This is a genomic window from Streptomyces sp. NPDC096176 (assembly GCF_044763255.1).
Classification (GTDB): domain Bacteria; phylum Actinomycetota; class Actinomycetes; order Streptomycetales; family Streptomycetaceae; genus Streptomyces.
The window spans coordinates 432,009-455,086 of sequence record NZ_JBIWFV010000001.1 but is presented as its reverse complement, the minus strand read 5'-3'; the positions used below and the strand labels follow the sequence as shown (position 1 = coordinate 455,086).

The window sequence follows — 23,078 nt, the reverse complement described above, 5'->3', positions numbered from 1 at the left end:
CCGCTGTGGCGGTCCGGGCCCATGCGTGACGGCGTCAGGCCGAGGAGCCCGTGGTACGGCTCTCGGGCGCCGACCGCGCGGCCTGCGGGTCCGGGGCCTCCTCGAAGTTCACCCGGCCCATGTGGCGGTTCATGGACTTCATCAGGGCCCACACACCGACCGCCAGCGCCGCGAAGACGAGAAAGCCCAGGACACCGGGGGTGACCTTGTTCTCGTCGAGCTCCTTGGCGAGGGTGGCCATGTGCGTCATTGCGAGGTTTGCGCTTGCGCTCATGTCAGGCATTGTCGCGGATGCCCGCGAAGAGGTCGTCCTCGGGGAGGGAGGTATCGACGAGCGACTTCGCCAGCTCGTACTCCTCCGTCGGCCAGACCTCCTGCTGGATCTCCATGGGGACGCGGAACCAGCCGCCCTCCGGGTCGATCTGCGTGGCGTGCGCGATCAGCGCCCGGTCGCGGGTCTCGAAGAAGTCGGCGCAGGGCACGTACGTGGTCAGCGTCCGCTCCGCGCGCTGGAACTCCTTCCAGCGCTCCAGCCACTCCCCGTAGGGGGACTCGAGGCCGCGTGCGAGCAGCGCCTCGTGGAGGGCGACCGTGCGCGGGCGGTTGAAGCCCTGGTTGTAGTAGAGCTTCTGCGGCTGGTAGGCCTCGCCGTACTCGCTCTCCGGGAACTTCTCCCGGTCGGCCGCCCCCTCGAACGCCACCATCGTGATCTTGTGGGTCATGATGTGGTCGGGGTGCGGATAGCCGCCGTTCTCGTCGTAGGTCGTGATGACCTGCGGACGGAAGGCGCGGATCTTGCGCACCAGCTCGCCGGCCGCCTTGTCGACGTCCTCGAGGGCGAAACAGCCCTCCGGCAGCGGCGGGAGCGGGTCGCCCTCCGGCAGGCCGGAGTCGACGAAGCCGAGCCACTCCTGCTTGACGCCGAGAATCTCGCGCGCCTCGTCCATCTCCTTCCTGCGGACCTCGTGGATGTTCTCCTCGATGTAGGCGTTGCCCTGGAGCTTCGGATTGAGGATGGAACCGCGCTCGCCCCCCGTGCAGGTCACGACCAGCACGTCCACCCCCTCGGACACATACTTGGCCATCGTCGCCGCGCCCTTGCTCGACTCGTCGTCGGGGTGGGCGTGCACGGCCATCAGTCGCAGCTGCTCAGTCAAGACTCGATCCTCAATGAATAGTCGCGTCGTGCAACTCCTATAGTGACCGAATCGGCGGACGGAAAATTCCTGCCTCCGGCTCGTGAAAGGAACGATCATGGCGGCTGTCGGCGAGAAGCTTCCGCAGGGGCGCTACGGACGCTCCGCGGACGAGCGCGCGGACCGCAAGCTGCGGATCGTGGGCGCCGTGCTCGGGGTGGGCATGCTCGGCCTCGTCGGCTGGTTCGGCTACGACTACGTCGCGGGCACGAAGATCAGCGCCGAAGTGATCAAGTTCGATGTGACCGAGGGCGCCGACGAGGTGCAGGTCCACCTCGAGGTGCGCAAGGACGAGGCCGCCACGGGCAGCTGCACGCTGCGGGCTCTGGCGGAGGATGGCGGCGAGGTCGGCCGGCTCGACATGCGCATCGGCCAGGAGGGTGAGACCCGCGTCGACCAGGTCGTGAAGATCCGTACGACCCGGCAGGCCACGAGCGCGGAGCTGATGGGCTGCCACGCCGGGTGATGTCACCCATGACACCCCGCTGAGCAGGGGTTCTCCATCTCCTGTGGCTTTCGTCCTCCCCCTTTCCCGCCGGAATTGTTAGGCTCGTGGTTTCGCCCACCCGTGGAGGAACATTCTTCTGGGTAGGGCGATGCTTTGTATTCCCAGTACCTACGAGGAGCACCTGTGACCCAGACCAGCGACAACGTCACCTGGCTGACCCAGGAGGCGTACAACCAGCTCAAGGCCGAGCTGGAGTACCTGTCTGGTCCCGCGCGCACCGAGATCGCCAAGAAGATCGAGGCAGCGCGTGAGGAGGGGGACCTGCGGGAGAACGGCGGGTACCACGCGGCCAAGGAGGAGCAGGGCAAGCAGGAGCTCCGTGTGCGCCAGCTGACCCAGCTCCTGGACAACGCCAAGGTCGGCGAAGCGCCGGCGGACGACGGCATCGTCGAGCCCGGCATGGTCGTCACAATCGCCTTCGACGGCGACGAGAACGACACCCTGACGTTCCTGATGGCGTCGCGCGAGTACGCAAGCTCCGACATCGAGACGTACTCGCCGCAGTCGCCGCTGGGCGTCGGCGTGAACGGCAGGAAGGTCGGCGACGACGCGGAGTACGAGCTGCCGAACGGCAGGAAGGCCTCGGTGAAGATCCTCGCGGCCAAGCCCTACTCGGCCTGAGCGAGACGCAGACACGACGAAGGGGCCGGACCGCGTGACGCGGTCCGGCCCCTTCGTCGTGCTCGTGGCGCCGGTCAGGCGGCGGCGGAGCGGTACTTGCGGACCGCCAGCGTGCGGAACACCGCCAGGATCAGCAGCGACCAGAGCGCCGAGGCCAGCACCGGGTGCTGCATGGGCCAGGCGTCGGGCGCCTTGAAGCCGGGCGGCAGGTTGCCGAACAGCTCACGGCATGCCTGCACGGTCGCGCTGAACGGGTTCCACTCGGCGATGGTCCGCAGGAAGCCCGGCATGTTGTTGGCGTCCACGAAGGCGTTCGAGATGAACGTCAGCGGGAACAGCCAGATCAGTCCGCCGGAGGTGGCGGCCTCGGGCGTGCGGACCGAGAGGCCGATCAGTGCGCCGATCCAGGAGAACGCGTACCCGAGGAAGAGCAGCAGCAGGAAGCCGAGCAGCACCTTGCCGATGTTCTCGTGGACCCGCCAGCCGAGGATCAGTGCGACGACAGCGAGCACGACGAGCGTGAACGCCGTCTGCACGAGGTCGGCGAGGGTGCGGCCGGTGAGGACCGCGCCGCGCGCCATGGGCAGCGAGCGGAAGCGGTCGATGAGGCCCTTGTGCATGTCGTCGGCGATGCCGGCCCCCGCGCCCGCGGTGGCGAAGGTGACGGTCTGGGCGAAGATGCCCGCCATCAGGAACTCGCGGTAGTCCTGGGGCGAGATGGAGCCGCCGACCTGGATGGAGCCGCCGAAGACGTAGGTGAAGAGCACCACGAACATGATCGGCTGGAAAAGCCCGAAAATGATCATCTCCGGGATGCGCGCCATCCTGATCAGGTTGCGCTTGGCCACGACCAGTGAGTCACCGACCGACTGCCCGATGCCGCCCTTGGGGCGGGGCGCCGTGATCGGCGCGGCTTCTGTGGTGGCGCTCACTTCGCGCCCTCCTTCCTGGACTTGCGGCCGGACCGGTCGCCCTGCCCGTCGGTGTCCGCTTCCGCGTCCGCGACCTCCGCCGCGTGCCCGGTGAGCGAGATGAAGACGTCGTCGAGGGTGGGGCGGCGCAGGCCGATGTCGTCGATCTCCACGCCGCGGGTGTCGAGGTCGCGGATGACCTCGGCGAGCAGCTTGGCGCCGCCGGTGACCGGGACGGTGAGCTTGCGGGTGTGCTCGGCGACGGCGACCTCGCCCTTGCCATAGGAGGCGAGCACCTCGCGGGCGGGGAGGATCTGCTCCCGCTCGTGCACCACGACCTCGACGCGCTCGCCGCCGGTGCGGGCCTTGAGCTGGTCGGAGGTGCCGCGGGCGATGACCTTGCCGTGGTCGACAACGCAGATGTTGTCGGCGAGGTGGTCCGCCTCCTCCAGGTACTGCGTCGTCAGCAGCAGTGTCGTACCGCCGCCGACGAGCTCCTGGATGACCTCCCACAGCTGCTGGCGGTTGCGCGGGTCGAGTCCGGTGGTCGGCTCGTCCATGAACATCACGGGCGGGGAGACGACCAGCGCCGCGGCCAGGTCGAGCCGGCGCCGCATACCGCCGGAGTACGTCTTGGCGGGGCGGTCTGCGGCGTCGGCGAGATTGAAGCGCTCGAGCAGTTGGACCGCCCGAGCCTTCGCGTCCCTGGCGCTCATCTGGTAGAGCTGCCCGACCATCTGGAGGTTCTCCCGGCCGGTCAGGTACTCGTCGACGGCGGCGAACTGGCCGGAGAGGCCGATGGACCTGCGCACCTCGTTGGGGTGCTTGAGGACATCGATGCCGGCGACGACGGCGGAGCCGCTGTCGGGCTGGAGCAGAGTGGTCAGTACACGCACGGTCGTGGTCTTGCCGGCGCCGTTGGGGCCGAGAAGTCCCAGGACCGTGCCTTCGGGGACGTCGAGGTCGACGCCGTCCAGTGCCCTTACATCGCCGAAGGTCTTCACGAGACCTTCGGCGTAGATGGCGCCTGGCATAGGGGTTCTCCCAAGGTGAAAAGTGGATGGGGTGCGTCCGCGCAGCAGGACTCGGTTCGCCGGCGATCCCACCTTTGGCGGGAGCATGGCAAGACCTCAAACCGTAACGCGATACATCGCGTTTCTCAAGTATGTCGCGTCACCGTGCGCGCGGGTATCGCGATACGTGCACGTCGAGGGGCCGGGCCGGCTAGCCCATGACCGTGTAACCCGCGGCGCGCAGCGTCGCCGCGACCTCCTCGCAGTGCTCGGGGCCCTTCGTCTCCAGATGCAGCTCCACCTCCGCCTCCGTCAGCCCCAGCCGTGGGTCGGTGCGTACATGGCTCACGTCGAGAACATTGGCATCCGCCACTGACAACGCACTGAGAAGTCCGGCGAGAGCCCCGGGCCGGTCGGTCAGACGCAGCCTCAGGGACAGATACCTGCCCGCCGCGGCCATGCCGTGCCGCAGGATGCGCTGCATCAGCAGCGGATCCACATTGCCGCCCGTCAGGAGGGCGACAACCGGGCCCTCGAAGAACTTCGGATCGCTCATCAGCGCGGCCACCGAGCTCGCCCCCGCAGGCTCGACGACCATCTTCGCCCGCTCGAGACACAGCAGCAGCGCGCTGGAGAGCGCGTCCTCGGAGACCGTACGGACATCGTCGACAAGATCGCCAATGATTTTGAAGGGCACATCGCCCGGGCGCCCCACCTTGATGCCGTCCGCCATCGTCGACGGCTCCCGGATGGAGACCGGACGCCCCGCCGCGAGCGACGGCGGATACGCGGCGGCGCCCTCCGCCTGCACGCCGATCACCTTCACGTCGGGACGCAGCGCCTTCACCGCGACAGCGATACCGGCCGCAAGACCGCCGCCCCCGATCCCCACGACGATCGTCCGCACCTCCGGGCACTGCTCGAGGATCTCCAGGCCCACCGTGCCCTGCCCGGCGACGATGTCCGGGTGGTCGAAGGGGTGGATGAGGACGGCGCCCGTCTCGTCCGCGTACTCCCGCGCGGCGGCCAGTGTCTCGTCGACCACCTGCCCGTGCAGCCGCACGTCGGCGCCGTACTCCCTGGTCGCCGCGACCTTCGGCAGCGGGGCGCCGACCGGCATGAAGACCGTGGAGTGCACGCCCAGCAGTGACGACGCCAGCGCCACGCCCTGCGCGTGGTTACCCGCGGACGCGGCGACGACGCCCGCCGCCCGCTCCTCCGGCCGCAGCCCGGCGATCCGCACGTACGCCCCGCGCAGCTTGAAGGAGCCGGTGCGCTGCAGGTTCTCGCACTTGAGGTGGACGGGCGCCCCGACCAGCTGCGACAGGTGCCTGCTGCCCTCCATCGCCGTGACTCTGGCGACGCCGGACAGCATCTTCTGCGCCCCCCGGATGTCGTCGAGGATCACGGAGCGAAGGATCTCGGGCGCACGGAAGCTCATGCCGCAAGTCTCGCAGTTCGGCCCATGAGAAGCGGTGGCGTCCGCATCCCGGGCCAGGAGCGGAAGCGGATCGTGCAGCGCAGGTACGTGGGGGCCCGGGGCCGCGTACTCTGTCCCCCACCAACCGACCACCGCACAAGAGAGCCCCCGCAGCCATGCCCACTTCTCAGGACATGACGACCACTGCGTCTGCCTCTCGGGGGAACCCCACCTCCGAACCGCCCGGCGGCCCCGGTCTCCTCGATGCCCTCCAGCACCAGGTGGCCCTGTTCGCCCGCCGCGCGGAGCAGACCCGGCTCGGCGGAGTCGGCCAAGTCCGCAACTCGATGGACCGTGCCGCGTACCTGCTGCTCAACCGCCTCGACATCGAAGGCCCGATGGGCGTCAAGGCGCTGGCCGCCTCGATGGGCATCGACTCCTCGACCGTGACCCGGCAGGTGGCGCCGCTCGTCGACACCGGACTGGTCAAACGCACCTCGCACCCGGAGGACGGCCGCGCGGTCGTGCTCCAGCTGTCCCCCCGCGGCCAGGCCCGGCTCCAGGAAGTCCGCGACTCGCGGCGCGAGCTCATGGCGCAGGTCACGGAGGGCTGGACGGAGAGCGAGCGCGAAGCCTTCTGCACCCTGCTCACACGTTTCAACTCGGCACTCTCCGCCCGCCAGGCGGGCCTGCCCGCCTCGGACACGGAGACCACGCCAACCTCTTGACCTGAGCCCGCCTCCGGGCCCTATATGAGGACGTGAGCGAGCGGAATTCGGCCGTGGACCGCCGCCGCGCCCGTGAGTTCGATGCCTTCGTGGCGGGCGCGGCGAGCCGCCTGCTGCACGTCGCGACGCTGCTGACGGCTGAGCCCCCGGCCGCCAACCCCCTCGCACAACGGCTGCTGACCGCCTCGCTGGCCCGCACGTACGCGCGCTGGGACCGGCTGCGCGGCGAGGACCCGTACAACCGCACCCGCCAGGAGCTCGCCGTCCGCTTCGCGCGCAGCGCCTGGCGTTATCACCGGGTGCGGGGTGGGGTGCTGGACCGCCTCACCCCGCAGGAGCGGCTGATCCTCGTGCTGCGTCTGCACGAGGGCGTCGCGGAGGAGCAGACGGCGGCGGTCATCGGACTGCCGGCGGACCGGGTGCGGGCCATCTGCAGCCGCGCGGTCGCCACCATGCGCGGCGCCCCGCGCACAGCGCACCGTCCCGTCCTGCGGATCGCGTCGTGAACGGGCCCGGGAACGCGGACGACGAGGGTCACGTCGTGAACGGGCCCGGGCGCAAGGAGGACGAGGTCGCGTCATGAACGGGCCCGAGCGCAAGGAGGACGAGGTCCGCCGGATGATGGACGGCCCGCACCCCGCAGTCCCCGCCGGCCTCGGCCGGCTCGCCGCCGACCAGGGCGCACGACTGCTGCGCCGCAGGCGCACCCTGCGCAGGGTGTGGCTTGTGCTGCTTGTCGCGGCGATGATCGCCTTCACGGCCTGGGCGACGGTCACCGAGCCATGGACGGTGCCTCCGTCGGACACGACCCCGCCCCTGGAGGGCTGGTAGCACCCGGGGAGCCACACGCCCGGACTGGTTCACCCTCTTCGTCCGGATCTATCCTGAGATGAGCGGCGTGTGGAACGAGCCTAGGAGGCCCCATGACCAGGAAAGTAGTCGACTGCCGCGACACCCCGAGCGTCTCCGGCTGCACCCTCACCATCAGCGGTGAGGAGGACGAGGTCGTACGGGCGGCAGCGGAGCACGCCGTCTCCATCCACGGACACACCGACGGCCCCGAGCTGCGGCAGATGATCCGCGAGTCCCTGAAGGACGAGAAGGTCGGCGTCTGAGCGAGCGCCGGAACGCACTCCCGCTCCCTCCGGCCCACGGCTTCCGCAGACCCGCGACGTGCCGCAGGCCCCCGCCAAGGAGGACGGGGGCCTGCGGCACGTCAGGACCGTGTCAGCCCAGCGCCTGCTGCAGGTCGGCCAACAGGTCGTCGGCCGCCTCGATGCCCACCGACAGACGGACCAGGTCGCCGGGGACCTCGAGCGCGGAGCCCACGACGGACGCGTGTGTCATCCGGCCCGGGTGCTCGATCAGCGACTCCACACCGCCCAGGGACTCCCCCAGCGTGAACAGCTTGGCGCGGTTGCAGACCTCCACCGCCGCCTGCTCGCCGCCCTCGACCCGGAAGGAGACCATGCCGCCGAAGGCACGCATCTGCTTGGCCGCGATCTCGTGACCCGGGTGCTCGGGCAGCCCCGGGTAGAGGACCTGCGTGACCTTCGGGTGCCGGGTGAGCATGTCGGCGACGCGCGTCGCGTTCTCACTGTGCCGGTCCATGCGGACAGGCAGCGTCTTGATGCCGCGCAGCACGAGCCACGCGTCGAACGGCCCCGCGACCGCGCCCATCGCGTTCTGGTGGTACGCCAGTTCCTCGCCGAGGTCGGCGTCGGCGGCGATCAGCGCACCGCCGACGACATCCGAGTGCCCACCCATGTACTTGGTCAGCGAGTGCACGACGACGTCCGCGCCGAGCGCGATCGGCTGCTGCAGGTAAGGGCTGGCGAACGTGTTGTCGACGACGAGCTTCGCGCCCGCCGAGCGCGCGATGTCCGCGACGGCCGCGATGTCGGTGATGCCGAGCAGCGGGTTCGACGGCGTCTCGACCCAGATCACCTTCGTGCGGTCCGTGACCGACGCCCGCACCGAGGCGGGGTCGGACGTGTCCGCGACGGAGAAGTCCACGCCCCAGCGCTCGACCACCTTGGCGAAGAGCCGGAAGGTGCCGCCGTAGGCGTCGTTCGGGATCACCACGTGCGCCCCGGGGGACAGCAGCGTCCGCAGCAGGCAGTCCTCGGCCGCGAGCCCGGACGCGAAGGCGAGACCGCGCCGGCCGCCCTCGATGGCGGCGAGATTCTCCTCGAGCGCGGTGCGCGTGGGGTTGGCGCTGCGGCTGTACTCGTAACCGCCGCGCAGGCCGCCGACGCCGTCCTGCTTGTACGTGGACACCTGGTAGATGGGCGGGACGACCGCGCCGGTCAGCGGATCCGCCGTGTTGCCCGCATGGATGGCGCGGGTCTCGAAGCTGTGAAAGCTGTGCTGGTCGCTCATGAGGCCCGAGCGTAGTCCCGTCCCCGACCGGGCGTGGCCGGTCCCCGCCCGCATCCGGGACAATGGGCACATGGAGATTCTCTGGTTCCTGATCGCACTGTGCATGCTCGTCGCGATCATCGGCCCCGCAATGCTGCGCCGCCGCAACGGCATCCGGCTCGCCGAGCCCGGCTCGCCCGACGCCGCGGACCCGGACACCTACGGCTTTGTACGCCAGGAGCTGCTGGACGTCCGGATGCCCGGCCCGGACCAGGACCTCCTCGACGTACTGGAGGTCGTCCAGCGCACCCAGGACTGGAAGGCCGCGTCGCAGCTGCTCGCCGGGACCCCGAAGGAGAGCGAGCAGCGCTGGCAGCGCGTCCAGGCCTTCGCCGGCGCCGCGTCCCTCGAGCTGCAGCAGCAGCCCGGCGTCGGCGGCGCGTGGCTGCGCAACTGGCGCTACCAGGCCCCGAAGGACGCGGGCGCGGCGCAGGTGCACGCCGAGTTCCTGGTGCAGCAGGCCTGGCGTACGTCGACCGTGGGCGCGGACGACTTCCGGATCATCCTGGAGGAGGCCCGCACCGTCTGCGGCGAGGCAGCGCTCCTCGCTCCCGGCGACCCCGTGCCGTACATCGTCGAGCTGGCCGTCGCCCGCGGACTGGGCGACAGCCACGAGCAGTTCGACCAGCTGTGGGCGAAGGTGATCGACCGGGCCCCCGACCACATGGGCGCCCACCTGGCCGCGCTGCACTACCTGTGCGAGAAGTGGCACGGCTCGCGCGAGGAGGCGGACCACTTCGCCACGACCACCGCGGCCCGCGCCCCGCACGGCTCCCTGCTCGCCGCCCTCCCGCTCTTCGCGGTCTACGAGCACCTGCCGGAGGTGAACCTCGTGCGCTCCTTCTACCAGAGCGCGGTGGTCACCAAGGCCATGGAGGGCGCGCTGTTCGCGGTGCACTCCGCCCGCCCCGACGACCCGATGCTCGCGCACGTACGCCACCTGCTCGTCGTCTTCCTCGTGAACTCCGAGCGGTGGGCGGAGGCGATGCACCAGCTGGTGCAGGTCGACGGGCACGTCGGCGCGCTGCCGTGGACGACGGAGCCCGACCCGGCGGCCGCGTACACGGTCTACCGGGCCCTGGCAGTCGCCGGTTACGAGGCGAACGGCGGCAGCCCGGCGACACTGCTGCGGTAGCAGGCGCCGCTTCGGACCGGCGGAATGCATGACGGCATCGGGACGTTCTTGCCTGTGCCGTCACCGTGAAGGAGAACCAGCCATGCTCTTCGGCCGTACGCCCGTGCTGCCCACCCCCGAGCAGGCCCTCAAGGGCCGCCCCGACCCGTCCTTCACCGTCCCCGACCGCCACACCGTCCTCGGCAACCCCCTGCTGGGGCCCTACCCCGAGCACCTGGAGACCGCGGACTTCGCGCTGGGCTGCTTCTGGGGCGCCGAGCGCAAGTTCTGGCAGACCCGGGGCGTGTGGACGACCCTGGTCGGCTACCAGGGCGGCTACACGGAGAACCCCACGTACGAAGAGGCCTGCTCGGGCATGACGGGCCACACGGAGGCGGTCCGCGTCGTCTTCGACCCGTCGGTCGTGTCGTACGAAGACCTGCTGAAGCTGTTCTGGGAGTCCCACAACCCGACACAGGGCTTCCGCCAGGGCAACGACGTCGGCACCCAGTACCGCTCCGCGATCCACACCCACTCCCCGGCCCAGGCCGCGGCCGCCAAGTCGTCCCGCGACGCCTACCAAAAGGTCCTGACGGGCTCGGGCTACGGCACGATCACGACCGAGATCCTCCCGGCTGAGGGCCGCCCGTTCTATCCGGCCGAGGCATACCACCAGCAGTACCTCGACAAGAACCCGGCGGGCTACTGCGGCATCGGCGGGACGGGGGTCTCCTGCCCGATCGGCGTCGCAAAGGCCGACGGGTAAGCGCACCGCCGCTGCTGGAGGCGCTGTGGCGGGCCCGACTGCCGTGCCCGACGGCGTCGGGCACGGCTCCGAACGTCCCCCGCAGCCTGACGCCACTACCGGGCGACGATCCGCTCGGCGGGGTCGAGGCACCAGGCGAGCACCGACGGCCACGGCCCATAGCCCGCGTCGAGGTCGAGGTGGGCGCCGCCCGTGATCGTGTCGGTGTCGAGGCCGAGCGGCCGGCCGTAGTGCAGGTCCGCGCCGCCGGGACAGTAGGGGTCGTCGTCCCCGGCCACCAGCCGTGTCCGCGCCGCAGCGGCCCGCGCCTGGGGGCCGGTGACCTTGAGCTGCGCGAAGCCCGCAACCTCCTGGTATCCGGCGATCACTTCGGTGGACGGCGGTGCGACCAGCAGGACCCGGTCGGCGCGCACGCCCCCGCCTGCCGCGGCGTGCAGCCACAGCAGGACGGCGAGACTGTGGCAGATGACGACCCGCTCCGGGCCGCCGGCCTCCGGTTCGGCGCCGAGCAGGGTGTGGAGCCGGTCGAGCCATGTCCCGCGGTCCGGGCCGTCCGGCTCCGGGAGTTGCGGGCAGGTCACCGCATGGCCACGGGCCGTCAGTTCGTCCGCCGGCCTGTGCTGCCGGTGCGGCTTCGGCCGGCGGTTCTGCCAGCCGTGCAGGATGAGGAAGGAACTCGCAGGCCGGGCGGAAGCCGAGGCAGCAGTCGAGGTCATGGCGCGATCTTCGGGCCTCGCACCCGCCGAGTTCCACTCGTTGCGGCCCCGGTCCCCGTGGCACACTGGGCGCATGGGTTCCCACAAGCACTACTTCTTTCTCTGATTCCGGGCGCGGACGCAGCGTGCGAGTCGTAGGACTCCGCTGACGTCCCCTCTCTCCGCCCGTCCGGCAGAAACCCTGCTCCGCTTCCGGCATGCCCCGGCGCTGCACGTCGCCGCCGTGCCGTGCGCGGGGCTGTCATCCCAGGGAAAGAACCATGCGCGAACGCGCCCAATTGACCATGAAGGACGTCTCCAAGGCGTACGAGGGCCGTGTTGTCCTCGATCAGGTGTCGCTGACCGTCCGGCCCGGTGAGCGGGCCGGTGTCATCGGTGAGAACGGGGCCGGCAAGTCGACGCTGCTGCGGCTGCTCGCCGGGGGCGAAAGTCCCGACGCCGGTGAGATCACCGTCAGCGCGCCCGGTGGCACCGGGCATCTCGCCCAGACGGTCACCGGGACGTTCGGGCTCGGCCCCGAGCACACCGTGCAGGACGTCGTCGACGCCGCGCTCGCAGGGCTGCGCGACATCGAGCGCCGGATGCGCCAGGCGGAGGCCCGCCTGGGCGAGGCCGGTGAGGAGGAGCTCGCCGCGTACGGGGAGTTGCTCACCGCCTTCGAGGAACGCGGCGGTTACGAGGCCGACGCCCGGGTCGACGCCGCGCTGCACGGGCTGGGCATCGCCCGGATCGCGCGCGTCCGGCGGCTTCGTACGCTCTCCGGCGGGGAGCAGTCGCGGCTGGCGCTGGCGTGCGTACTGGCCCCCTCGCCGGAGCTGCTGCTGCTCGACGAGCCGACCAACCATCTGGACCGGCAGGCCACCGAGTGGCTGGAGGAGCACCTGCGCGGGCATCGCGGCACGGTGGTGGCGGTCACCCACGACCGGGCGTTCCTGGAACGCGTCGCCACCACCATCCTCGAAGTGGACCGCGACACCCGTACCGTGCGTCGCCATGGCGACGGCTGGGCCGGCTACCTGGCGGCGAAGGCCGCCGCCCGCCGGCGCAGGGAGCAGGACCACGAGGAGTGGCTGGACGAACTGGCCCGTACGCGGGAGCTCGTCGCCGCGTCGGGGCAGCGTCTCGCGGCGACGGGCAAGGACCCGCGCCAGGGCTTCGGCAAGCACCGGCGGTCGCACGAGGCGAAGTTGTCGGGCCGTGTCCGGGCGGCGCGGCAGCGACTCGAACGGCTCGAGCGGGAGCCGGTGGCCGCACCGGTACCGCCGCTGCGGTTCACGGCACGGCCGGTCACTTCGGGCCGCTCGGGGCTGCTCGCCGAGCTCACGGGCATCACCGTCGGCGACCGGCTGCGGCTGTGCGGTCTGCGGGTGGAGTCGGGACAGCGGCTGCTGGTGACCGGCCCGAACGGGGCGGGCAAGACGACCCTGTTGCGTGTCCTGGCGCGGGATCTGCGCCCGGACGAGGGCACGGTGCACCATCAGGAGCGGGTGCGCATCGGCTATCTGGCGCAGGAGCTGCCGGCGTCGCCGCCGCGTCGGCCGTTGCTGTCGGCGTACGCGGCGGGTCGCGGCGGGCCGCCGGAGGATTACGCCGACGAGCTGCTCGGTCTCGGCCTGTTCCGCGAGGAGGACCTGGCCGTGCCGGTCCCGGATCTGTCCGTGGGGCAGCAGCGGCGTCTCGAGCTGGCCCGGCTGCTGTCGTCCCCGGCCGACCTGCTCGTCCTCGACGAGCCGACGAACCACATGGCGCCCGCGCTGATGGAGGAGTTGGAGGAGGCGCTGGCCGCGTACGAGGGCGCCGTGGTCGCGGTCTCGCACGACCGGCGGTTCCGCTGTGCGTTCACCGGCGAGCGGCTGGAGCTGCGTGTCGGCCGTGCCGCGTCGGCGTGCCGGGTCTGACCTGGGGAAACGACACGGAAGCCGGGGCCTCTGCTCGCAGCGAATCTGCTGCGGGCAGAGGTTTCTGACATGGCGCCATGTACGGGCCGACAGTGGGAGGACCGCGGCGATCACCGCCGCGGACCACCCAAGGAGGCCCGATGTCAGCCCTTGCCCCGTATCCACGAGCCGCCGACGAGGACACACCCCCGTCGCGGTTCGACGATCATCTGGCCGCGCAGCTGCTGACGCAGCGGATCGTGTTCCTCGGTACGCAGGTCGACGAGGTGTCCGCGAACCGGGTCTGCGCGCAGTTGCTTCTGCTGTCGGCGGAGGACCCGCGGACCGACATCAGCCTCTACGTCAACAGCCCGGGCGGGTCGGTGACCGCGGGGCTGGCGATCTACGACACGATGCGGCTGATCCCCAACGACGTGTCGACGCTCGCCATGGGGTTCGCCGCGAGCATGGGGCAGTTCCTGCTCACCGTCGGCACGGCCGGAAAGCGTTTCGCGCTGCCGAACGCGCGGATCATGATGCACCAGCCGTCGGCCGGCATCGGCGGGACCGCGGCCGACATCGCGATCCAGGCCGAGAACCTCGAGTTCACGAAGAAGGCGATCGAAAGGATCACGGCGGAGCACACCGGTCAGTCCGAGGAGACGATCTCGCGCGACGGCGACCGCGACCGGTGGTTCACGGCGGAGCAGGCGAAGGAGTACGGCATGGTCGACCACGTCGTCGAGTCGCTCGAGGACGTCCGGCCCGCCGGGTCCCGGCGGCGTATCGGCCTGGGGGGCTGACATGGGCCAGTACACGATCCCGAACGTCGTCGAACGCACGGCGCAGGGCGAGCGGTCCTACGACGTGTTCAGCCGGCTGCTGTCGGAGCGGATCATCTTCATCGGCACGGAGATCGACGACGGCGTCGCGAACGTCGTCATCGCGCAGCTGCTCCACCTGGAGTCGTCGAGCCCGGACACCGAGATCGCGATCTACATCAACTCGCCCGGCGGCTCGTTCACTTCGCTGATGGCGATCTACGACACGATGACCTTCATCCGTGCGCCCATCTCCACCTTCTGCGTCGGGCAGGCGGCCTCGACCGCCGCTGTGCTCCTGGCCGGCGGCGACGCGGGCCGGCGGTACGTCCTGGAGCACGCGCGGGTGCTGATGGGGCAGCCCGCGAGCGGTGGCAGGCGGGGCACGGTCTCCGACCTCAGCCTCCAGGCCAAGGAGATGCTCCGCATCCGCTCCCAGGTGGAGGAGGTGCTGTCCCGGCACACGCACCACGACGTGGCCGCCCTGCGCGCCGACATGGACCGCGACAAGGTCTTCACGGCGCACGAAGCGGTGGCGTACGGGCTGGCGGACGAGGTGCTCAGCCGCCGCCAGACATGACGGCCGACGGACAAGATGCCCAGCCGCCGCCAGACATGACGGCCGGCCGGTGCACGGCCGGCCGTCGTCTCACGCGGCGAGGCGCACGTCGCCCTGCCGTGTGGCCCCTGCGGTCCGGCCGAGCCGGGCGGTGGTGGACCGGACGGGGCGTACGAGTTCGCGGTGGGAGAGGGCGAGGAGATCCGCGAGCCCGAACCCCAGCGCGTGCGCGGCGGCCGCGAGGATCTCGGAGGAGGCCTCCTTGCGGCCGCGCTCGAGCTCGGAGAGGTACGGGACGGAGATCCGCGCGGCGTCTGCCACGTCCTTGAGGGTGCGCTCCTGCGCGAGCCGCTCACGCCGCAGGACGCCGCCGACGATGTCCCGCCACAGGGGTTCCCTCACGGGGGTGGGGGATGCCGGGGCGGGAGTCGCCGGGGCGGCCGGGTCAGCGGCCGAAGCCGGGCGTAGAGGGATGACACGGGCGCGGTTCGTCTCGTGGCTGCTCACCCCCTCAGCCTAGGAGCGTCACAACCACCTTGCGAGCAGGCGGTGTTGCGCCGGGGGCGAAATCGCCGCGGCCCGGGGGCGCCGGCGGTGGAGACGGGGCCACCGCCTCAGCGCCCGGCGGCGGCCGCAGCCGCCTGCGCCTCCCTCATCCGGGCCGCCGTGACGGCGGGGTCGTAGCCGGGCGCGACGCCGTCGACGAGGACGACATCGCCGGCCATGTGGCGGGTCCGCAGCGGTACCAGCTCCTGATAGGCCTCGGACGCGTACCAGTCGCGGGCGTCGCCCAGTGCGGGGAAGGCGATGACGACCAGGGCGTCCGGCCCCTGGCCCTCGATCACTTCGAGGGTCGCCCCGTGGACGAGGAAACGGCCCCCGAAGGGGTCGAGCGTCGCCTGGATGCGCTCCATGTAGTCGAAGACCTCGTCGTCCAGGTGTTCGGCGGGCCGCAGGTTGGCGACGGCGTACGCGGTCATGGCGTCCTCCCGGGAACAGCGGTTCGTGATGTGGTCCCGATGCTGCCCGGAGAGCGGGCACCCGTCGATTACCTCGGAGGTAGTCGACGGGCGCCGCCCGGCTCAGATGGTGGCCGTGTCGATGACGAACCGGTAGCGGACGTCGCTCGCCAGCACCCGCTCGTAGGCCTCGTTGATCTGGTCGGCCCGGATCAGTTCGATCTCCGCGCCCAGCCCGTGCTCGGCGCAGAAGTCGAGCATCTCCTGGGTCTCGGCGATCCCGCCGATCATGGAGCCGGCGAGGGTCTTGCGGCCGCTGATGACCGAGAACAGGTTGAGGGAGATCGGCTCCTCGGGTGCGCCGACGTTGACGAGCGCGCCGTCCGTCTTCAGCAGGCCCAGGTAGGCGCCGAAGTCCAGGGGCGCCGAGACCGTCGAGACGATCAGGTCGAAGGTGCCGGCCAGCTTCTCGAAGGTCTCCGGGTCGCTGGTGGCGTAGTAGTGGTCGGCGCCGAGCCTCAGGCCGTCCTCCTGCTTGCGCAGGCTCTGGCTGAGCACCGTCACCTCGGCGCCGAGCGCGTGCGCGATCTTCACGCCCATGTGGCCGAGGCCACCGAGCCCGACGACGGCGACGTTCTTGCCGGGGCCGGCCTTCCAGTGGGTGAGCGGCGAGTAGAGGGTGATGCCGGCGCACAGGAGCGGCGCGGCCTCGTCGAGGGCGAGGCCGTCGGGGATGCGGACGGTGTAGTTCTCGTCGACGACGATGTGCGTGGAGTAGCCGCCGTAGGTGGGCTGCCCGTTCTTGTCCAGGGCGTTGTAGGTGCCGGTCATGCCCTGGGTGCAGTACTGCTCCAGCCCCTGCCGGCAGTACTCGCACTGGCGGCAGGAGTCGACGAAGCAGCCGACGCCGACCCGGTCGCCGGCCTTGTACGTGGTGACCCCCGTGCCCACCTCGGTGACGACACCGGCGATCTCGTGGCCGGGCACCATCGGGAAGATGCCCTCTCCCCAGCCGTCCCGGGCCTGGTGGATGTCGGAGTGGCAGATGCCGGCGAACTTGATCTCGATGAGTACGTCGTGCTCGCCGACGGCGCGACGCGAAACGGTGGTCCGCTCCAGCGGAGCGTCGGCGGCGGGAGCGGCGTATGCGGAAACGTTCGTGGTCATGGCGTCGAGTCTGTCCGAGTCCCGGCAAGCCACCCAGCCCTCTGTTGTGCGTACGTCTGCTGTGCCTACTACTGGCAGGGTCAGGCGGGCGCTCGGGCGCCGGCCGGGAGCGTTGAATAATTGACTGTATGGACCAGCGTGCGGAGCTCAGTGAATTTCTCCGGTCCCGGCGGGCCCGGCTCAAGCCGGAGGACGTCGGGCTTCCCGACTTCGGCCGCCACCGCCGGGTGCCGGGGCTGCGCCGCGAGGAGCTGGCACAGCTGGCCGGGGTCTCCGTCGCGTACTACACGCGCCTCGAGCAGGGAAACGGCCAGAACGTGTCCACCGAGGTGCTGGACTCGATCTCCCGCGCCCTGCGCCTGTCGGACACCGAGCGTTCGCACCTGACGCATCTGGCGAATCCGAAGGCGAAGAAGAAGCGGCATTCGCCGAACCGGCAGCTGAAGGTGCGGCCGGGGCTGCAGCATCTGATCGACTCCATGGACACCGTGCCCGCGTACCTCCTGGGCCGCCGGCTGGAGATCCTGGCGTGGAACCGGATGGCCCGCGCGCTGCTCGGCGACTTCGCCACGATGGCGCCGGAGGAGCGCAACATGGCACGGATCGTCTTCCTCGACCCGGGCGCGCGCGACCTCTACCTCGACTGGCAGTCCAAGGCGGTCGAGGTGGTGAGCGTGCTGCGGCTGTGCGCCGGCTGCTATCCGGACGACCCCCAGTTGTCGGCACTGGTGGGCGAACTGTCGGTCAAGAGCGAGGAGTTCCGGTCACTGTGGGCCGCCCATACCGTGCAGGAGAAGGGGCACGGCACGAAGCGGCTCCACCATCCGCTGGTCGGCGAGATGACGCTGGCGTACGAGACGCTGAAACTGGCCGACGACCATGATCTGTCCCTGGTCACCTACCACGCCGAGCCCGGTTCGCGGTCCGAGGAGTCGCTGCGGCTGCTTGCGGGCTGGGGCGTGGACGAGGTGGCGAACGCCGGCGCGGTGTGAGGCTCAGAGCGTGGTCTGGAAGTAGCCGATGGCGCGCTCGCGCCGGTAGCCGAGTTGTTCGTTGACGGCCAGCATGGGGCCGTTCTCGTCGGCGACCGTTGTGGCCACCTCCCGTACGCCGGGGTGCGCCGCGGCCACGACGCCCATCATGTGGCGCTTGACCGCCCTGCCGAGCCCGTGGCCGCGGTGGGCCGGAACGACGGCCGTGTCGTACTGCATGGCCCGTGCGTCGGACGGGTCGCGCAGCACCAGCTCGGTGTACGCGGCGACGCTGTCGGCGCCGGACGTGGTGTGCACGACGGCGGAGGAGAGGATGACCCCGCCGCGGCCCTCGACCACCTGGGCGGCCTGCCGCACTCTGGCCGCGTCCCACGGCCGGACGCCCTGGTCGACGTCTCCGAGGGGCGCGTCCTGCATGGCGTTGTGGGCCTCTGCGAACCCGTCGGCGAGCGCGTCGGGCACGACGCCGGTCCAGTGGGCGTAGGCGTACCCGTCGGGGAGCGCCGGCTGCACCGGCTGGGCGGCGAGCGCGTCTTGGATGTTCTGCACGTACCAGGCCAACGACAGTGCGTTCGAGAGCCCGAGGCCGGTGGCGAACGCCTCGCCAGGGCCGCCGAGTTCTACCGCGGTGGAGACGGACGTCCGTCCGCCCGCGACGAGTTCGTCGCATATGGCGTCCCAGAGCCGCGTCCCGACACCATGCCGCCGGGCCCGCGGGTGCACGGCCAACTGGTCGAGGAAACCGGTGTGCTGGTTGCTCCGGTCGGTGAACAGCACCAGCGAGGCCACACCGTCGTACGACCCGTCCGCGGCCACGGACGCCACATGGACGGACCGGGCGTCGACGGAGGACATGCGCAGCTTGCCCTCGGTCTCGACCCGGCCGGGCGGGGGCACATGCCCGGGCAGGTCCACGAGGTGCGCGGCCCGAACGACGGCGTGCCAGGCGTCGACGGCGGAGTCGGAGGGCGATGCGGGAAGACTGGTGATCGTCATGCCGGGACGGTACGCCCCCGGCATGTCCACAGCAGTCGAATTCCCGGAGCGACGGGCCCGGCGGCTCGGGGCGCGGCCAGGCCCGCGTCCGCCAGGGACCGGGACCAGGCCCGGGAGGTGACACCGAAGGGGCGGCACCCCTTGAGAGGGTGCCGCCCCTGTGGCGGTCGTGCGAGCGGTTGGGGGTGTATCAGGCGGCGGAGCCGGCCTTCCACTGTGCCCAGTCCAGGTTCCAGCCGTTCAGGCCGTTGTCCGGCTTGACGGTGGTGTCCTTGGAGTTCTTGACGACCACCACGTCGCCGACGATCGAGTTGTTGTAGAACCAGGCGGCGGGCTGGTTCGGGTCGCCGGCGCCCTTGACGTCGTTCAGACCGACACAGCCGTGGCTGGTGTTGGCACCGCCGAAGACCGAGTCGGGTCCCCAGTAGTTGCCGTGGATGAACGTGCCCGACGTGGACAGCCGCATGGCGTGCGGGACGTCCTTGATGTCGTACTCGCCCTTGCCGTCGTCGTCGGTGAAGCCGACCGTCGCGCCGTTCATCCGGGTCTCCTTGAACTTCTCGGAGATCACCATCTGACCGTTGTACGTCGGGTTCTCCGGCGAACCGGCCGAGATCGGGATGGTCTTGACGACCTTGCCGTCCTGAGTGACCGTCATCGTCTTCTTGGCGACGTCGACGGTCGACACCTGGTTGCGGCCGATCTTGAACGTGACCGTCTTCTGCTGCACGCCGTAGACGCCCTCGGCGCCCTCGACCCCGTCGAGCTCGAGCTTCAGGGTGACGGTCGAGCCCTCGGTCCAGTACTGGTCCGGGCGGAAGTCCAGGCGCTGGCCGTTGAACCAGTGCCCGACGACCTCCTGGCCGGTGCTGGAGGACACGGTGATGGCCGACTGGACGGCCTTGCGGTCGGTGATCGCCTTGTTGAAGTTGATCGAGACCGGCATGCCGACGCCGACGGTGGAGCCGTCCTCCGGCGTGAAGTTGCCGATGAAGCTGTTGTCCGGCGAGACGGTCGTGAACGACGTGTTCTCGTGCGCCTCGAGACCCGCCGCGTCCTTCGCCGTGGCGGAGATCTTGTACGTGGTCGAGCGCTCGAGCTGACCGTCCGGCTTCCAGCTCTTGCCGTCGGCGGCGAGTGTGCCGGCGACGGCCGTGCCGTCGGCGGTCGTCATCGCGACCTCGGTCAGCGTGCCGTCGCTGACTGTGACTCTGGCGGCGTTGTTGATGCTCGCGTTGGTGGCGCCGTTCTTCGGCGAAATCACTATTCGCGCCTTGGAGACTTCCTTGGCCGCCGCCTCGTCGATCTGAGCCTGTGACGTCTTCGACTTGTCCGAAGCGGCCGATGCCTCGTCGTCCCCGCCGCTGCAGGCAGACAGGGCCAGCACGCCCCCGAGCACGGCGGACGCGACCTTCAGGCCACTGCGCCGCTTGCTGTCCGTCATCACACGCTTCTCCATCGTTGCCGAGACACCTGATCAACCACTATGGACAACCCCCATTTCAGGTCATCCGGTTCCACATCGGTGCAAGATGTGGGGAACAACACTCACTCGAACGCGGTCTGTCCGGACGGCGGAGAGACCGCTCGCCGGACGCGCCGCGTCCCGAACTGATCGACGCTGCCGCGCCCTCGTCGGTTGCAGTACCCGCAGACCGGTTTCCCAGTGGCAATTGTCGTCCTTCTCACGTCCGCACGGTTACGCCCGGCTCCCGGTTCGCCTGCCCGACGATCCGGAGCCGAAGCCTGGCACATCTCCCGACCGGACCCGTTCGGCCATGATCCGCCGCGCGGGCCTACGGGTTGCGGCCGTCGTCGTCCGCGTCCAGCAGCGGGTAACCGTCCGGACCCCCGTCGTAACCGTCGTCGTCGTCCTCGTCACCCAGGTCCCACTCCTCGGAATCGGGGTCGTAGTCGATCTCCTCGCTGCTCCACGACGCCTGCGCGAGTTCGATCCCCGGCACCTCGCCGACCAGGTCGAACGGGTCCACGAGGTAGGCGAGGGCCTCCGCGTCGTCCTCCCGGACCGCGGAGCGCGCGTGGGCGCGCTCCTCGTCGGGCATCTGCTCGTCCTCCGCGATCTTCTCCAGGGCCGCGCCGGTCAGGGCCCCGGAGTCGTCGACCTCGAGCACCAATTCAACTCGTAGCCGCACATAGCGTGATGTCTCAGAAGTGGTCATACGACGGAGCGTAGGGCCCCCGAGGCTGTGGCTTTCCCGCGACCCGCTGCTTTCACTAGCATCAGCCCACCGGCCAATTCGAGGATGCCTCAAGGAGGATCGACTCCGTGTCCGTCGCACGTCGACCGCTGCTCACCGCCACTGCCGCAGGGACGCTGCTGTGTGCGCTGTGGTTCGTTCCCTCGGCGAACGCGACCGCCGAGAGACAGGCCGCGCAGCAGTCCGGAAGCATCACTTCCGCCGCCGCGCCGCAGACGGCGGGCGAGCAGGAACTACTCCTCGCCCGCACAGGCAGCGTGGACACCACCCCGTACGTGATCGGCGGCACCACTTTCCTGGGGATCGGGGCGGGCCTCGTCGCGTACTCGATGCGCAGGCACTCGCCGGCCGCCGTCTGAGTCCTCGGAGCACAGCGGTCCGCCGCCCTCCGAGGCTCCTGAACGCGGCCGGCCGCCCCCGCCGTCTCGGCGGAGGCGGCCTCGGCGTTACGGGGTCAGGCCAGCGGACCGGTCACCGGCTCCACGGCCGCGACGAGCTTCCCGCCCCGGACGAACGCGTCCGCGGCCGCCAGGTCGGGCGCGAGGAAACGGTCCTCCCCCGGGCCCCGCACACCCGCGGCGCGCAGCGCCTCGATCGCGGCCCGCGAGGCGGGGGCCGGGGTGAGGTGGCGGCGCAGCTCGATCGCGCGGGTCGCCGCGTACAGCTCCACGGCGACGACGCGGGTCAGGTTGTCGACGGCGGTGCGCAGCTTGCGGGCAGCCGACCAGCCCATCGACACGTGATCCTCCTGCATGGCGGAGGACGGGATGGAGTCCGTGGAGGCGGGGACGGCGAGGCGCTTCATCTCGCTGACGAGGGCTGCCTGCGTGTACTGGGCGATCATCAGGCCCGAGTCGACGCCGGCGTCGTCGGCGAGGAAGGGCGGCAGGCCGTGGCTGCGGTTCTTGTCGAGGAGCCGGTCGGTGCGGCGCTCGGTGATGGAGGCGAGGTCCGCGGCGGCGATCGCGAGGAAGTCCAGGACGTAGGCGACGGGCGCGCCGTGGAAGTTGCCGTTGGACTCCACTCGACCGTCGGGAAGCACGACCGGGTTGTCGACGGCCGAGGCGAGCTCGCGTTCGGCGACCAGGCGGGCGTGCGCCATGGTGTCGCGTCCGGCACCCGCGACCTGCGGGGCGCAGCGCACCGAGTAGGCGTCCTGGACGCGGGGCGCCTCCTCCTCCTGGAAGTGGCCGGTGAGCCCGGAGTCCTTGAGGACGGCGAGCATGTTCGCGGCGGACGCGGCCTGGCCGGGGTGGGGGCGGATGGTGTGCAGCTCGGGGGCGAGGACCTTCTCGGTGCCGAGCAGGGCCTCCAGGGACAGGGCCGCGGTGATGTCGGCCGACGTGTAGAGGCGCTCGAGGTCGGCGAGGGCCATGACCAGCATGCCGAGCATGCCGTCGGTGCCGTTGAGGAGCGCGAGGCCCTCCTTCTCGCGGAGTTCGACGGGTGCGATGCCGTGCTCGGCGAGCAGCTCGCCGGCGGGGCGCACGGTGCCGTCGGGGCCCTCGGCGTCGCCCTCGCCCATGAGCGTGAGAGCGCAGTGGGACAGCGGGGCGAGGTCCCCGGAGCAGCCGAGGGAGCCGTACTCGTGGACGACGGGCGTGATGCCCGCGTTCAGCACGTCCGCCATGGTCTGCGCGACCTCGGGGCGTACGCCGGTGCGGCCGGAGCACACGGTCTTCAGGCGCAGGAACATCAGCGCGCGCACGACCTCGCGCTCGACGTGCGGGCCCATGCCGGCGGCATGCGAGCGCACGATGTTGCGCTGAAGCTGGGCGCGGAGCTCGGGGCTGATGTGACGGGAGGCGAGGGCGCCGAATCCGGTGGAGACGCCGTAGACGGGCTCGGGCTTGGCGGCCAGCGCGTCCACGATCCCGCGGGCCGCGGCGAGGGCGGCGACGGCCTCGGCGGAGAGCTCGACACGGGCTCCGCGGCGGGCCACGGCGACGACGTCGTCGGCGGTGGTACCGGACGTCCCCACCACGACAGTTTGCATATCCATATTCAGCAGCGTACGGACTGAATCCAAACCTGTCACCACTGGAGTCCGGGTCGACCCCTTACCGGCTCCAGC

The 23,078-nt window shown here is 70.7% G+C and carries 27 protein-coding genes; 13 read left to right on the top strand and 14 right to left on the bottom strand.

Annotated features, from left to right (window positions below; all coding sequences use genetic code 11):
* Positions 1 to 34 precede the first annotated feature (34 nt).
* Complete coding sequence (locus ACIQ7Q_RS02245) at positions 35 to 283, bottom strand: hypothetical protein (RefSeq protein ID WP_403855354.1); 249 nt, start codon at positions 281 to 283, stop codon at positions 35 to 37.
* The gene (mca, locus tag ACIQ7Q_RS02240) at positions 276 to 1,157 is read right to left on the bottom strand and encodes a mycothiol conjugate amidase Mca (RefSeq protein ID WP_403855353.1); all 882 of its coding nucleotides are present in this window, start codon (positions 1,155 to 1,157) and stop codon (positions 276 to 278) included. The genes ACIQ7Q_RS02245 and mca overlap by 8 nt, the downstream gene beginning before the upstream one ends.
* 97 nt (positions 1,158 to 1,254) lie before the next feature.
* Between mca and ACIQ7Q_RS02235 the strand changes: the two genes are divergently transcribed.
* Together ACIQ7Q_RS02235 and greA are read left to right on the top strand one after the other, a co-directional pair.
* Complete coding sequence (locus ACIQ7Q_RS02235) at positions 1,255 to 1,662, top strand: DUF4307 domain-containing protein (protein ID WP_403855351.1); 408 nt, start codon at positions 1,255 to 1,257, stop codon at positions 1,660 to 1,662.
* A gap of 165 nt (positions 1,663 to 1,827) precedes the next feature.
* Entirely contained in the window at positions 1,828 to 2,325 is a 498-nt protein-coding gene (gene greA, locus ACIQ7Q_RS02230; RefSeq protein ID WP_403855349.1) for a transcription elongation factor GreA, read from the top strand.
* A 74-nt stretch (positions 2,326 to 2,399) separates the two neighbouring features.
* On the opposite strand, the gene ACIQ7Q_RS02225 is transcribed toward greA, so the two are convergent.
* From ACIQ7Q_RS02225 to ilvA, 3 genes are all read right to left on the bottom strand, one after another.
* The gene (locus ACIQ7Q_RS02225) at positions 2,400 to 3,257 is read right to left on the bottom strand and encodes an ABC transporter permease (protein ID WP_403855347.1); all 858 of its coding nucleotides are present in this window, start codon (positions 3,255 to 3,257) and stop codon (positions 2,400 to 2,402) included.
* Positions 3,254 to 4,270, bottom strand: a complete 1,017-nt coding sequence (locus tag ACIQ7Q_RS02220) for an ATP-binding cassette domain-containing protein (RefSeq protein ID WP_403855345.1) — start codon at positions 4,268 to 4,270, stop codon at positions 3,254 to 3,256. The genes ACIQ7Q_RS02225 and ACIQ7Q_RS02220 overlap by 4 nt, the downstream gene beginning before the upstream one ends.
* Before the next feature lie 190 nt (positions 4,271 to 4,460).
* Positions 4,461 to 5,690 (bottom strand): threonine ammonia-lyase, encoded by a 1,230-nt coding sequence (gene ilvA, locus ACIQ7Q_RS02215; protein WP_403855343.1) that lies wholly within the window; start codon positions 5,688 to 5,690, stop codon positions 4,461 to 4,463.
* Between the two features lie 155 nt (positions 5,691 to 5,845).
* On the opposite strand from ilvA, the gene ACIQ7Q_RS02210 reads away from it, so the two are divergent.
* From ACIQ7Q_RS02210 to ACIQ7Q_RS02195, 4 genes are all read left to right on the top strand, one after another.
* The gene (locus ACIQ7Q_RS02210) at positions 5,846 to 6,397 is read left to right on the top strand and encodes a MarR family winged helix-turn-helix transcriptional regulator (protein WP_403855341.1); all 552 of its coding nucleotides are present in this window, start codon (positions 5,846 to 5,848) and stop codon (positions 6,395 to 6,397) included.
* A 32-nt stretch (positions 6,398 to 6,429) separates the two neighbouring features.
* Positions 6,430 to 6,903 carry a sigma factor-like helix-turn-helix DNA-binding protein gene (locus ACIQ7Q_RS02205; protein ID WP_403855339.1) on the top strand — a complete coding sequence of 158 codons (474 nt, stop codon included), beginning with the start codon at positions 6,430 to 6,432 and terminating at the stop codon, positions 6,901 to 6,903.
* A gap of 73 nt (positions 6,904 to 6,976) precedes the next feature.
* The gene (locus ACIQ7Q_RS02200) at positions 6,977 to 7,228 is read left to right on the top strand and encodes a hypothetical protein (protein WP_403855337.1); all 252 of its coding nucleotides are present in this window, start codon (positions 6,977 to 6,979) and stop codon (positions 7,226 to 7,228) included.
* Positions 7,229 to 7,320: 92 nt separating this feature from the next.
* Positions 7,321 to 7,512, top strand: a complete 192-nt coding sequence (locus ACIQ7Q_RS02195) for a DUF1059 domain-containing protein (protein ID WP_403855335.1) — start codon at positions 7,321 to 7,323, stop codon at positions 7,510 to 7,512.
* Positions 7,513 to 7,624: 112 nt separating this feature from the next.
* Here ACIQ7Q_RS02195 and ACIQ7Q_RS02190 read toward each other — a convergent pair whose 3' ends face one another.
* The gene (locus ACIQ7Q_RS02190; RefSeq protein ID WP_403855333.1) at positions 7,625 to 8,779 is read right to left on the bottom strand and encodes a cystathionine gamma-synthase; all 1,155 of its coding nucleotides are present in this window, start codon (positions 8,777 to 8,779) and stop codon (positions 7,625 to 7,627) included.
* Positions 8,780 to 8,849: 70 nt separating this feature from the next.
* Between ACIQ7Q_RS02190 and ACIQ7Q_RS02185 the strand changes: the two genes are divergently transcribed.
* Both ACIQ7Q_RS02185 and msrA read left to right on the top strand, forming a co-directional pair.
* Positions 8,850 to 9,953 carry a hypothetical protein gene (locus ACIQ7Q_RS02185; RefSeq protein ID WP_403855331.1) on the top strand — a complete coding sequence of 368 codons (1,104 nt, stop codon included), beginning with the start codon at positions 8,850 to 8,852 and terminating at the stop codon, positions 9,951 to 9,953.
* Between the two features lie 82 nt (positions 9,954 to 10,035).
* The gene (msrA, locus tag ACIQ7Q_RS02180; RefSeq protein WP_403855329.1) at positions 10,036 to 10,698 is read left to right on the top strand and encodes a peptide-methionine (S)-S-oxide reductase MsrA; all 663 of its coding nucleotides are present in this window, start codon (positions 10,036 to 10,038) and stop codon (positions 10,696 to 10,698) included.
* A 95-nt stretch (positions 10,699 to 10,793) separates the two neighbouring features.
* Here msrA and ACIQ7Q_RS02175 read toward each other — a convergent pair whose 3' ends face one another.
* Positions 10,794 to 11,414, bottom strand: a complete 621-nt coding sequence (locus ACIQ7Q_RS02175; protein WP_403855327.1) for an RBBP9/YdeN family alpha/beta hydrolase — start codon at positions 11,412 to 11,414, stop codon at positions 10,794 to 10,796.
* 260 nt (positions 11,415 to 11,674) lie between these two features.
* On the opposite strand from ACIQ7Q_RS02175, the gene abc-f reads away from it, so the two are divergent.
* From abc-f to ACIQ7Q_RS02160, 3 genes are all read left to right on the top strand, one after another.
* Positions 11,675 to 13,312 (top strand): ribosomal protection-like ABC-F family protein, encoded by a 1,638-nt coding sequence (gene abc-f / locus ACIQ7Q_RS02170; RefSeq protein ID WP_403855325.1) that lies wholly within the window; start codon positions 11,675 to 11,677, stop codon positions 13,310 to 13,312.
* A gap of 140 nt (positions 13,313 to 13,452) precedes the next feature.
* Complete coding sequence (locus ACIQ7Q_RS02165) at positions 13,453 to 14,094, top strand: ATP-dependent Clp protease proteolytic subunit (RefSeq protein ID WP_403855323.1); 642 nt, start codon at positions 13,453 to 13,455, stop codon at positions 14,092 to 14,094.
* 1 nt (position 14,095) lies between these two features.
* The gene (locus ACIQ7Q_RS02160) at positions 14,096 to 14,692 is read left to right on the top strand and encodes a ClpP family protease (protein WP_403855321.1); all 597 of its coding nucleotides are present in this window, start codon (positions 14,096 to 14,098) and stop codon (positions 14,690 to 14,692) included.
* Between the two features lie 69 nt (positions 14,693 to 14,761).
* Here the strand turns inward: ACIQ7Q_RS02160 and ACIQ7Q_RS02155 are convergent, their stop codons facing one another.
* The 3 genes from ACIQ7Q_RS02155 to ACIQ7Q_RS02145 form a co-directional block, all read right to left on the bottom strand.
* Entirely contained in the window at positions 14,762 to 15,178 is a 417-nt protein-coding gene (locus ACIQ7Q_RS02155; RefSeq protein WP_403855319.1) for a helix-turn-helix domain-containing protein, read from the bottom strand.
* 107 nt (positions 15,179 to 15,285) lie between these two features.
* Positions 15,286 to 15,651 carry a DUF1330 domain-containing protein gene (locus tag ACIQ7Q_RS02150; protein ID WP_403855317.1) on the bottom strand — a complete coding sequence of 122 codons (366 nt, stop codon included), beginning with the start codon at positions 15,649 to 15,651 and terminating at the stop codon, positions 15,286 to 15,288.
* Positions 15,652 to 15,753: 102 nt separating this feature from the next.
* Positions 15,754 to 16,797 carry an NAD(P)-dependent alcohol dehydrogenase gene (locus ACIQ7Q_RS02145; RefSeq protein ID WP_403855315.1) on the bottom strand — a complete coding sequence of 348 codons (1,044 nt, stop codon included), beginning with the start codon at positions 16,795 to 16,797 and terminating at the stop codon, positions 15,754 to 15,756.
* A 128-nt stretch (positions 16,798 to 16,925) separates the two neighbouring features.
* Between ACIQ7Q_RS02145 and ACIQ7Q_RS02140 the strand changes: the two genes are divergently transcribed.
* Complete coding sequence (locus ACIQ7Q_RS02140) at positions 16,926 to 17,789, top strand: helix-turn-helix transcriptional regulator (RefSeq protein WP_403855313.1); 864 nt, start codon at positions 16,926 to 16,928, stop codon at positions 17,787 to 17,789.
* A gap of 3 nt (positions 17,790 to 17,792) precedes the next feature.
* Here the strand turns inward: ACIQ7Q_RS02140 and ACIQ7Q_RS02135 are convergent, their stop codons facing one another.
* From ACIQ7Q_RS02135 to ACIQ7Q_RS02125, 3 genes are all read right to left on the bottom strand, one after another.
* Complete coding sequence (locus ACIQ7Q_RS02135) at positions 17,793 to 18,785, bottom strand: GNAT family N-acetyltransferase (RefSeq protein WP_403855311.1); 993 nt, start codon at positions 18,783 to 18,785, stop codon at positions 17,793 to 17,795.
* A gap of 190 nt (positions 18,786 to 18,975) precedes the next feature.
* Entirely contained in the window at positions 18,976 to 20,244 is a 1,269-nt protein-coding gene (locus ACIQ7Q_RS02130; protein ID WP_403855309.1) for an Ig-like domain-containing protein, read from the bottom strand.
* A gap of 337 nt (positions 20,245 to 20,581) precedes the next feature.
* Positions 20,582 to 20,965, bottom strand: coding sequence for a hypothetical protein (locus ACIQ7Q_RS02125; RefSeq protein ID WP_403855307.1), 384 nt, complete (start codon positions 20,963 to 20,965; stop codon positions 20,582 to 20,584).
* A gap of 107 nt (positions 20,966 to 21,072) precedes the next feature.
* Between ACIQ7Q_RS02125 and ACIQ7Q_RS02120 the strand changes: the two genes are divergently transcribed.
* Positions 21,073 to 21,363: a hypothetical protein gene (locus ACIQ7Q_RS02120; protein ID WP_403855305.1), complete on the top strand. Its 291-nt coding sequence runs from the start codon at positions 21,073 to 21,075 to the stop codon at positions 21,361 to 21,363.
* 95 nt (positions 21,364 to 21,458) lie between these two features.
* Here ACIQ7Q_RS02120 and hutH read toward each other — a convergent pair whose 3' ends face one another.
* Complete coding sequence (hutH, locus tag ACIQ7Q_RS02115) at positions 21,459 to 23,000, bottom strand: histidine ammonia-lyase (protein WP_403856391.1); 1,542 nt, start codon at positions 22,998 to 23,000, stop codon at positions 21,459 to 21,461.
* Positions 23,001 to 23,078: the final 78 nt, after the last annotated feature.

Excerpts from the sequence above, each read along its gene's own strand:
- msrA (WP_403855329.1), top strand. The coding sequence starts at position 10,036 with ATGCTCTTCGGCCGTACGCCCGTGCTGCCCACCCCCGAGCAGGCCCTC.
- hutH (WP_403856391.1), bottom strand. The coding sequence starts at position 23,000 with ATGCAAACTGTCGTGGTGGGGACGTCCGGTACCACCGCCGACGACGTC.
- ACIQ7Q_RS02125 (WP_403855307.1), bottom strand. The coding sequence starts at position 20,965 with ATGACCACTTCTGAGACATCACGCTATGTGCGGCTACGAGTTGAATTG.
- ACIQ7Q_RS02175 (WP_403855327.1), bottom strand. The coding sequence starts at position 11,414 with ATGACCTCGACTGCTGCCTCGGCTTCCGCCCGGCCTGCGAGTTCCTTC.
- ACIQ7Q_RS02235 (WP_403855351.1), top strand. The coding sequence starts at position 1,255 with ATGGCGGCTGTCGGCGAGAAGCTTCCGCAGGGGCGCTACGGACGCTCC.
- ACIQ7Q_RS02145 (WP_403855315.1), bottom strand. The coding sequence starts at position 16,797 with ATGACCACGAACGTTTCCGCATACGCCGCTCCCGCCGCCGACGCTCCG.
- ACIQ7Q_RS02200 (WP_403855337.1), top strand. The coding sequence starts at position 6,977 with ATGAACGGGCCCGAGCGCAAGGAGGACGAGGTCCGCCGGATGATGGAC.
- ACIQ7Q_RS02220 (WP_403855345.1), bottom strand. The coding sequence starts at position 4,270 with ATGCCAGGCGCCATCTACGCCGAAGGTCTCGTGAAGACCTTCGGCGAT.
- ACIQ7Q_RS02165 (WP_403855323.1), top strand. The coding sequence starts at position 13,453 with ATGTCAGCCCTTGCCCCGTATCCACGAGCCGCCGACGAGGACACACCC.
- ACIQ7Q_RS02160 (WP_403855321.1), top strand. The coding sequence starts at position 14,096 with ATGGGCCAGTACACGATCCCGAACGTCGTCGAACGCACGGCGCAGGGC.
- abc-f (WP_403855325.1), top strand. The coding sequence starts at position 11,675 with ATGCGCGAACGCGCCCAATTGACCATGAAGGACGTCTCCAAGGCGTAC.
- ACIQ7Q_RS02195 (WP_403855335.1), top strand. The coding sequence starts at position 7,321 with ATGACCAGGAAAGTAGTCGACTGCCGCGACACCCCGAGCGTCTCCGGC.
- ilvA (WP_403855343.1), bottom strand. The coding sequence starts at position 5,690 with ATGAGCTTCCGTGCGCCCGAGATCCTTCGCTCCGTGATCCTCGACGAC.
- ACIQ7Q_RS02210 (WP_403855341.1), top strand. The coding sequence starts at position 5,846 with ATGCCCACTTCTCAGGACATGACGACCACTGCGTCTGCCTCTCGGGGG.
- ACIQ7Q_RS02135 (WP_403855311.1), bottom strand. The coding sequence starts at position 18,785 with ATGACGATCACCAGTCTTCCCGCATCGCCCTCCGACTCCGCCGTCGAC.
- ACIQ7Q_RS02130 (WP_403855309.1), bottom strand. The coding sequence starts at position 20,244 with ATGGAGAAGCGTGTGATGACGGACAGCAAGCGGCGCAGTGGCCTGAAG.
- ACIQ7Q_RS02140 (WP_403855313.1), top strand. The coding sequence starts at position 16,926 with ATGGACCAGCGTGCGGAGCTCAGTGAATTTCTCCGGTCCCGGCGGGCC.
- ACIQ7Q_RS02150 (WP_403855317.1), bottom strand. The coding sequence starts at position 15,651 with ATGACCGCGTACGCCGTCGCCAACCTGCGGCCCGCCGAACACCTGGAC.
- ACIQ7Q_RS02245 (WP_403855354.1), bottom strand. The coding sequence starts at position 283 with ATGCCTGACATGAGCGCAAGCGCAAACCTCGCAATGACGCACATGGCC.
- ACIQ7Q_RS02190 (WP_403855333.1), bottom strand. The coding sequence starts at position 8,779 with ATGAGCGACCAGCACAGCTTTCACAGCTTCGAGACCCGCGCCATCCAT.
- ACIQ7Q_RS02185 (WP_403855331.1), top strand. The coding sequence starts at position 8,850 with ATGGAGATTCTCTGGTTCCTGATCGCACTGTGCATGCTCGTCGCGATC.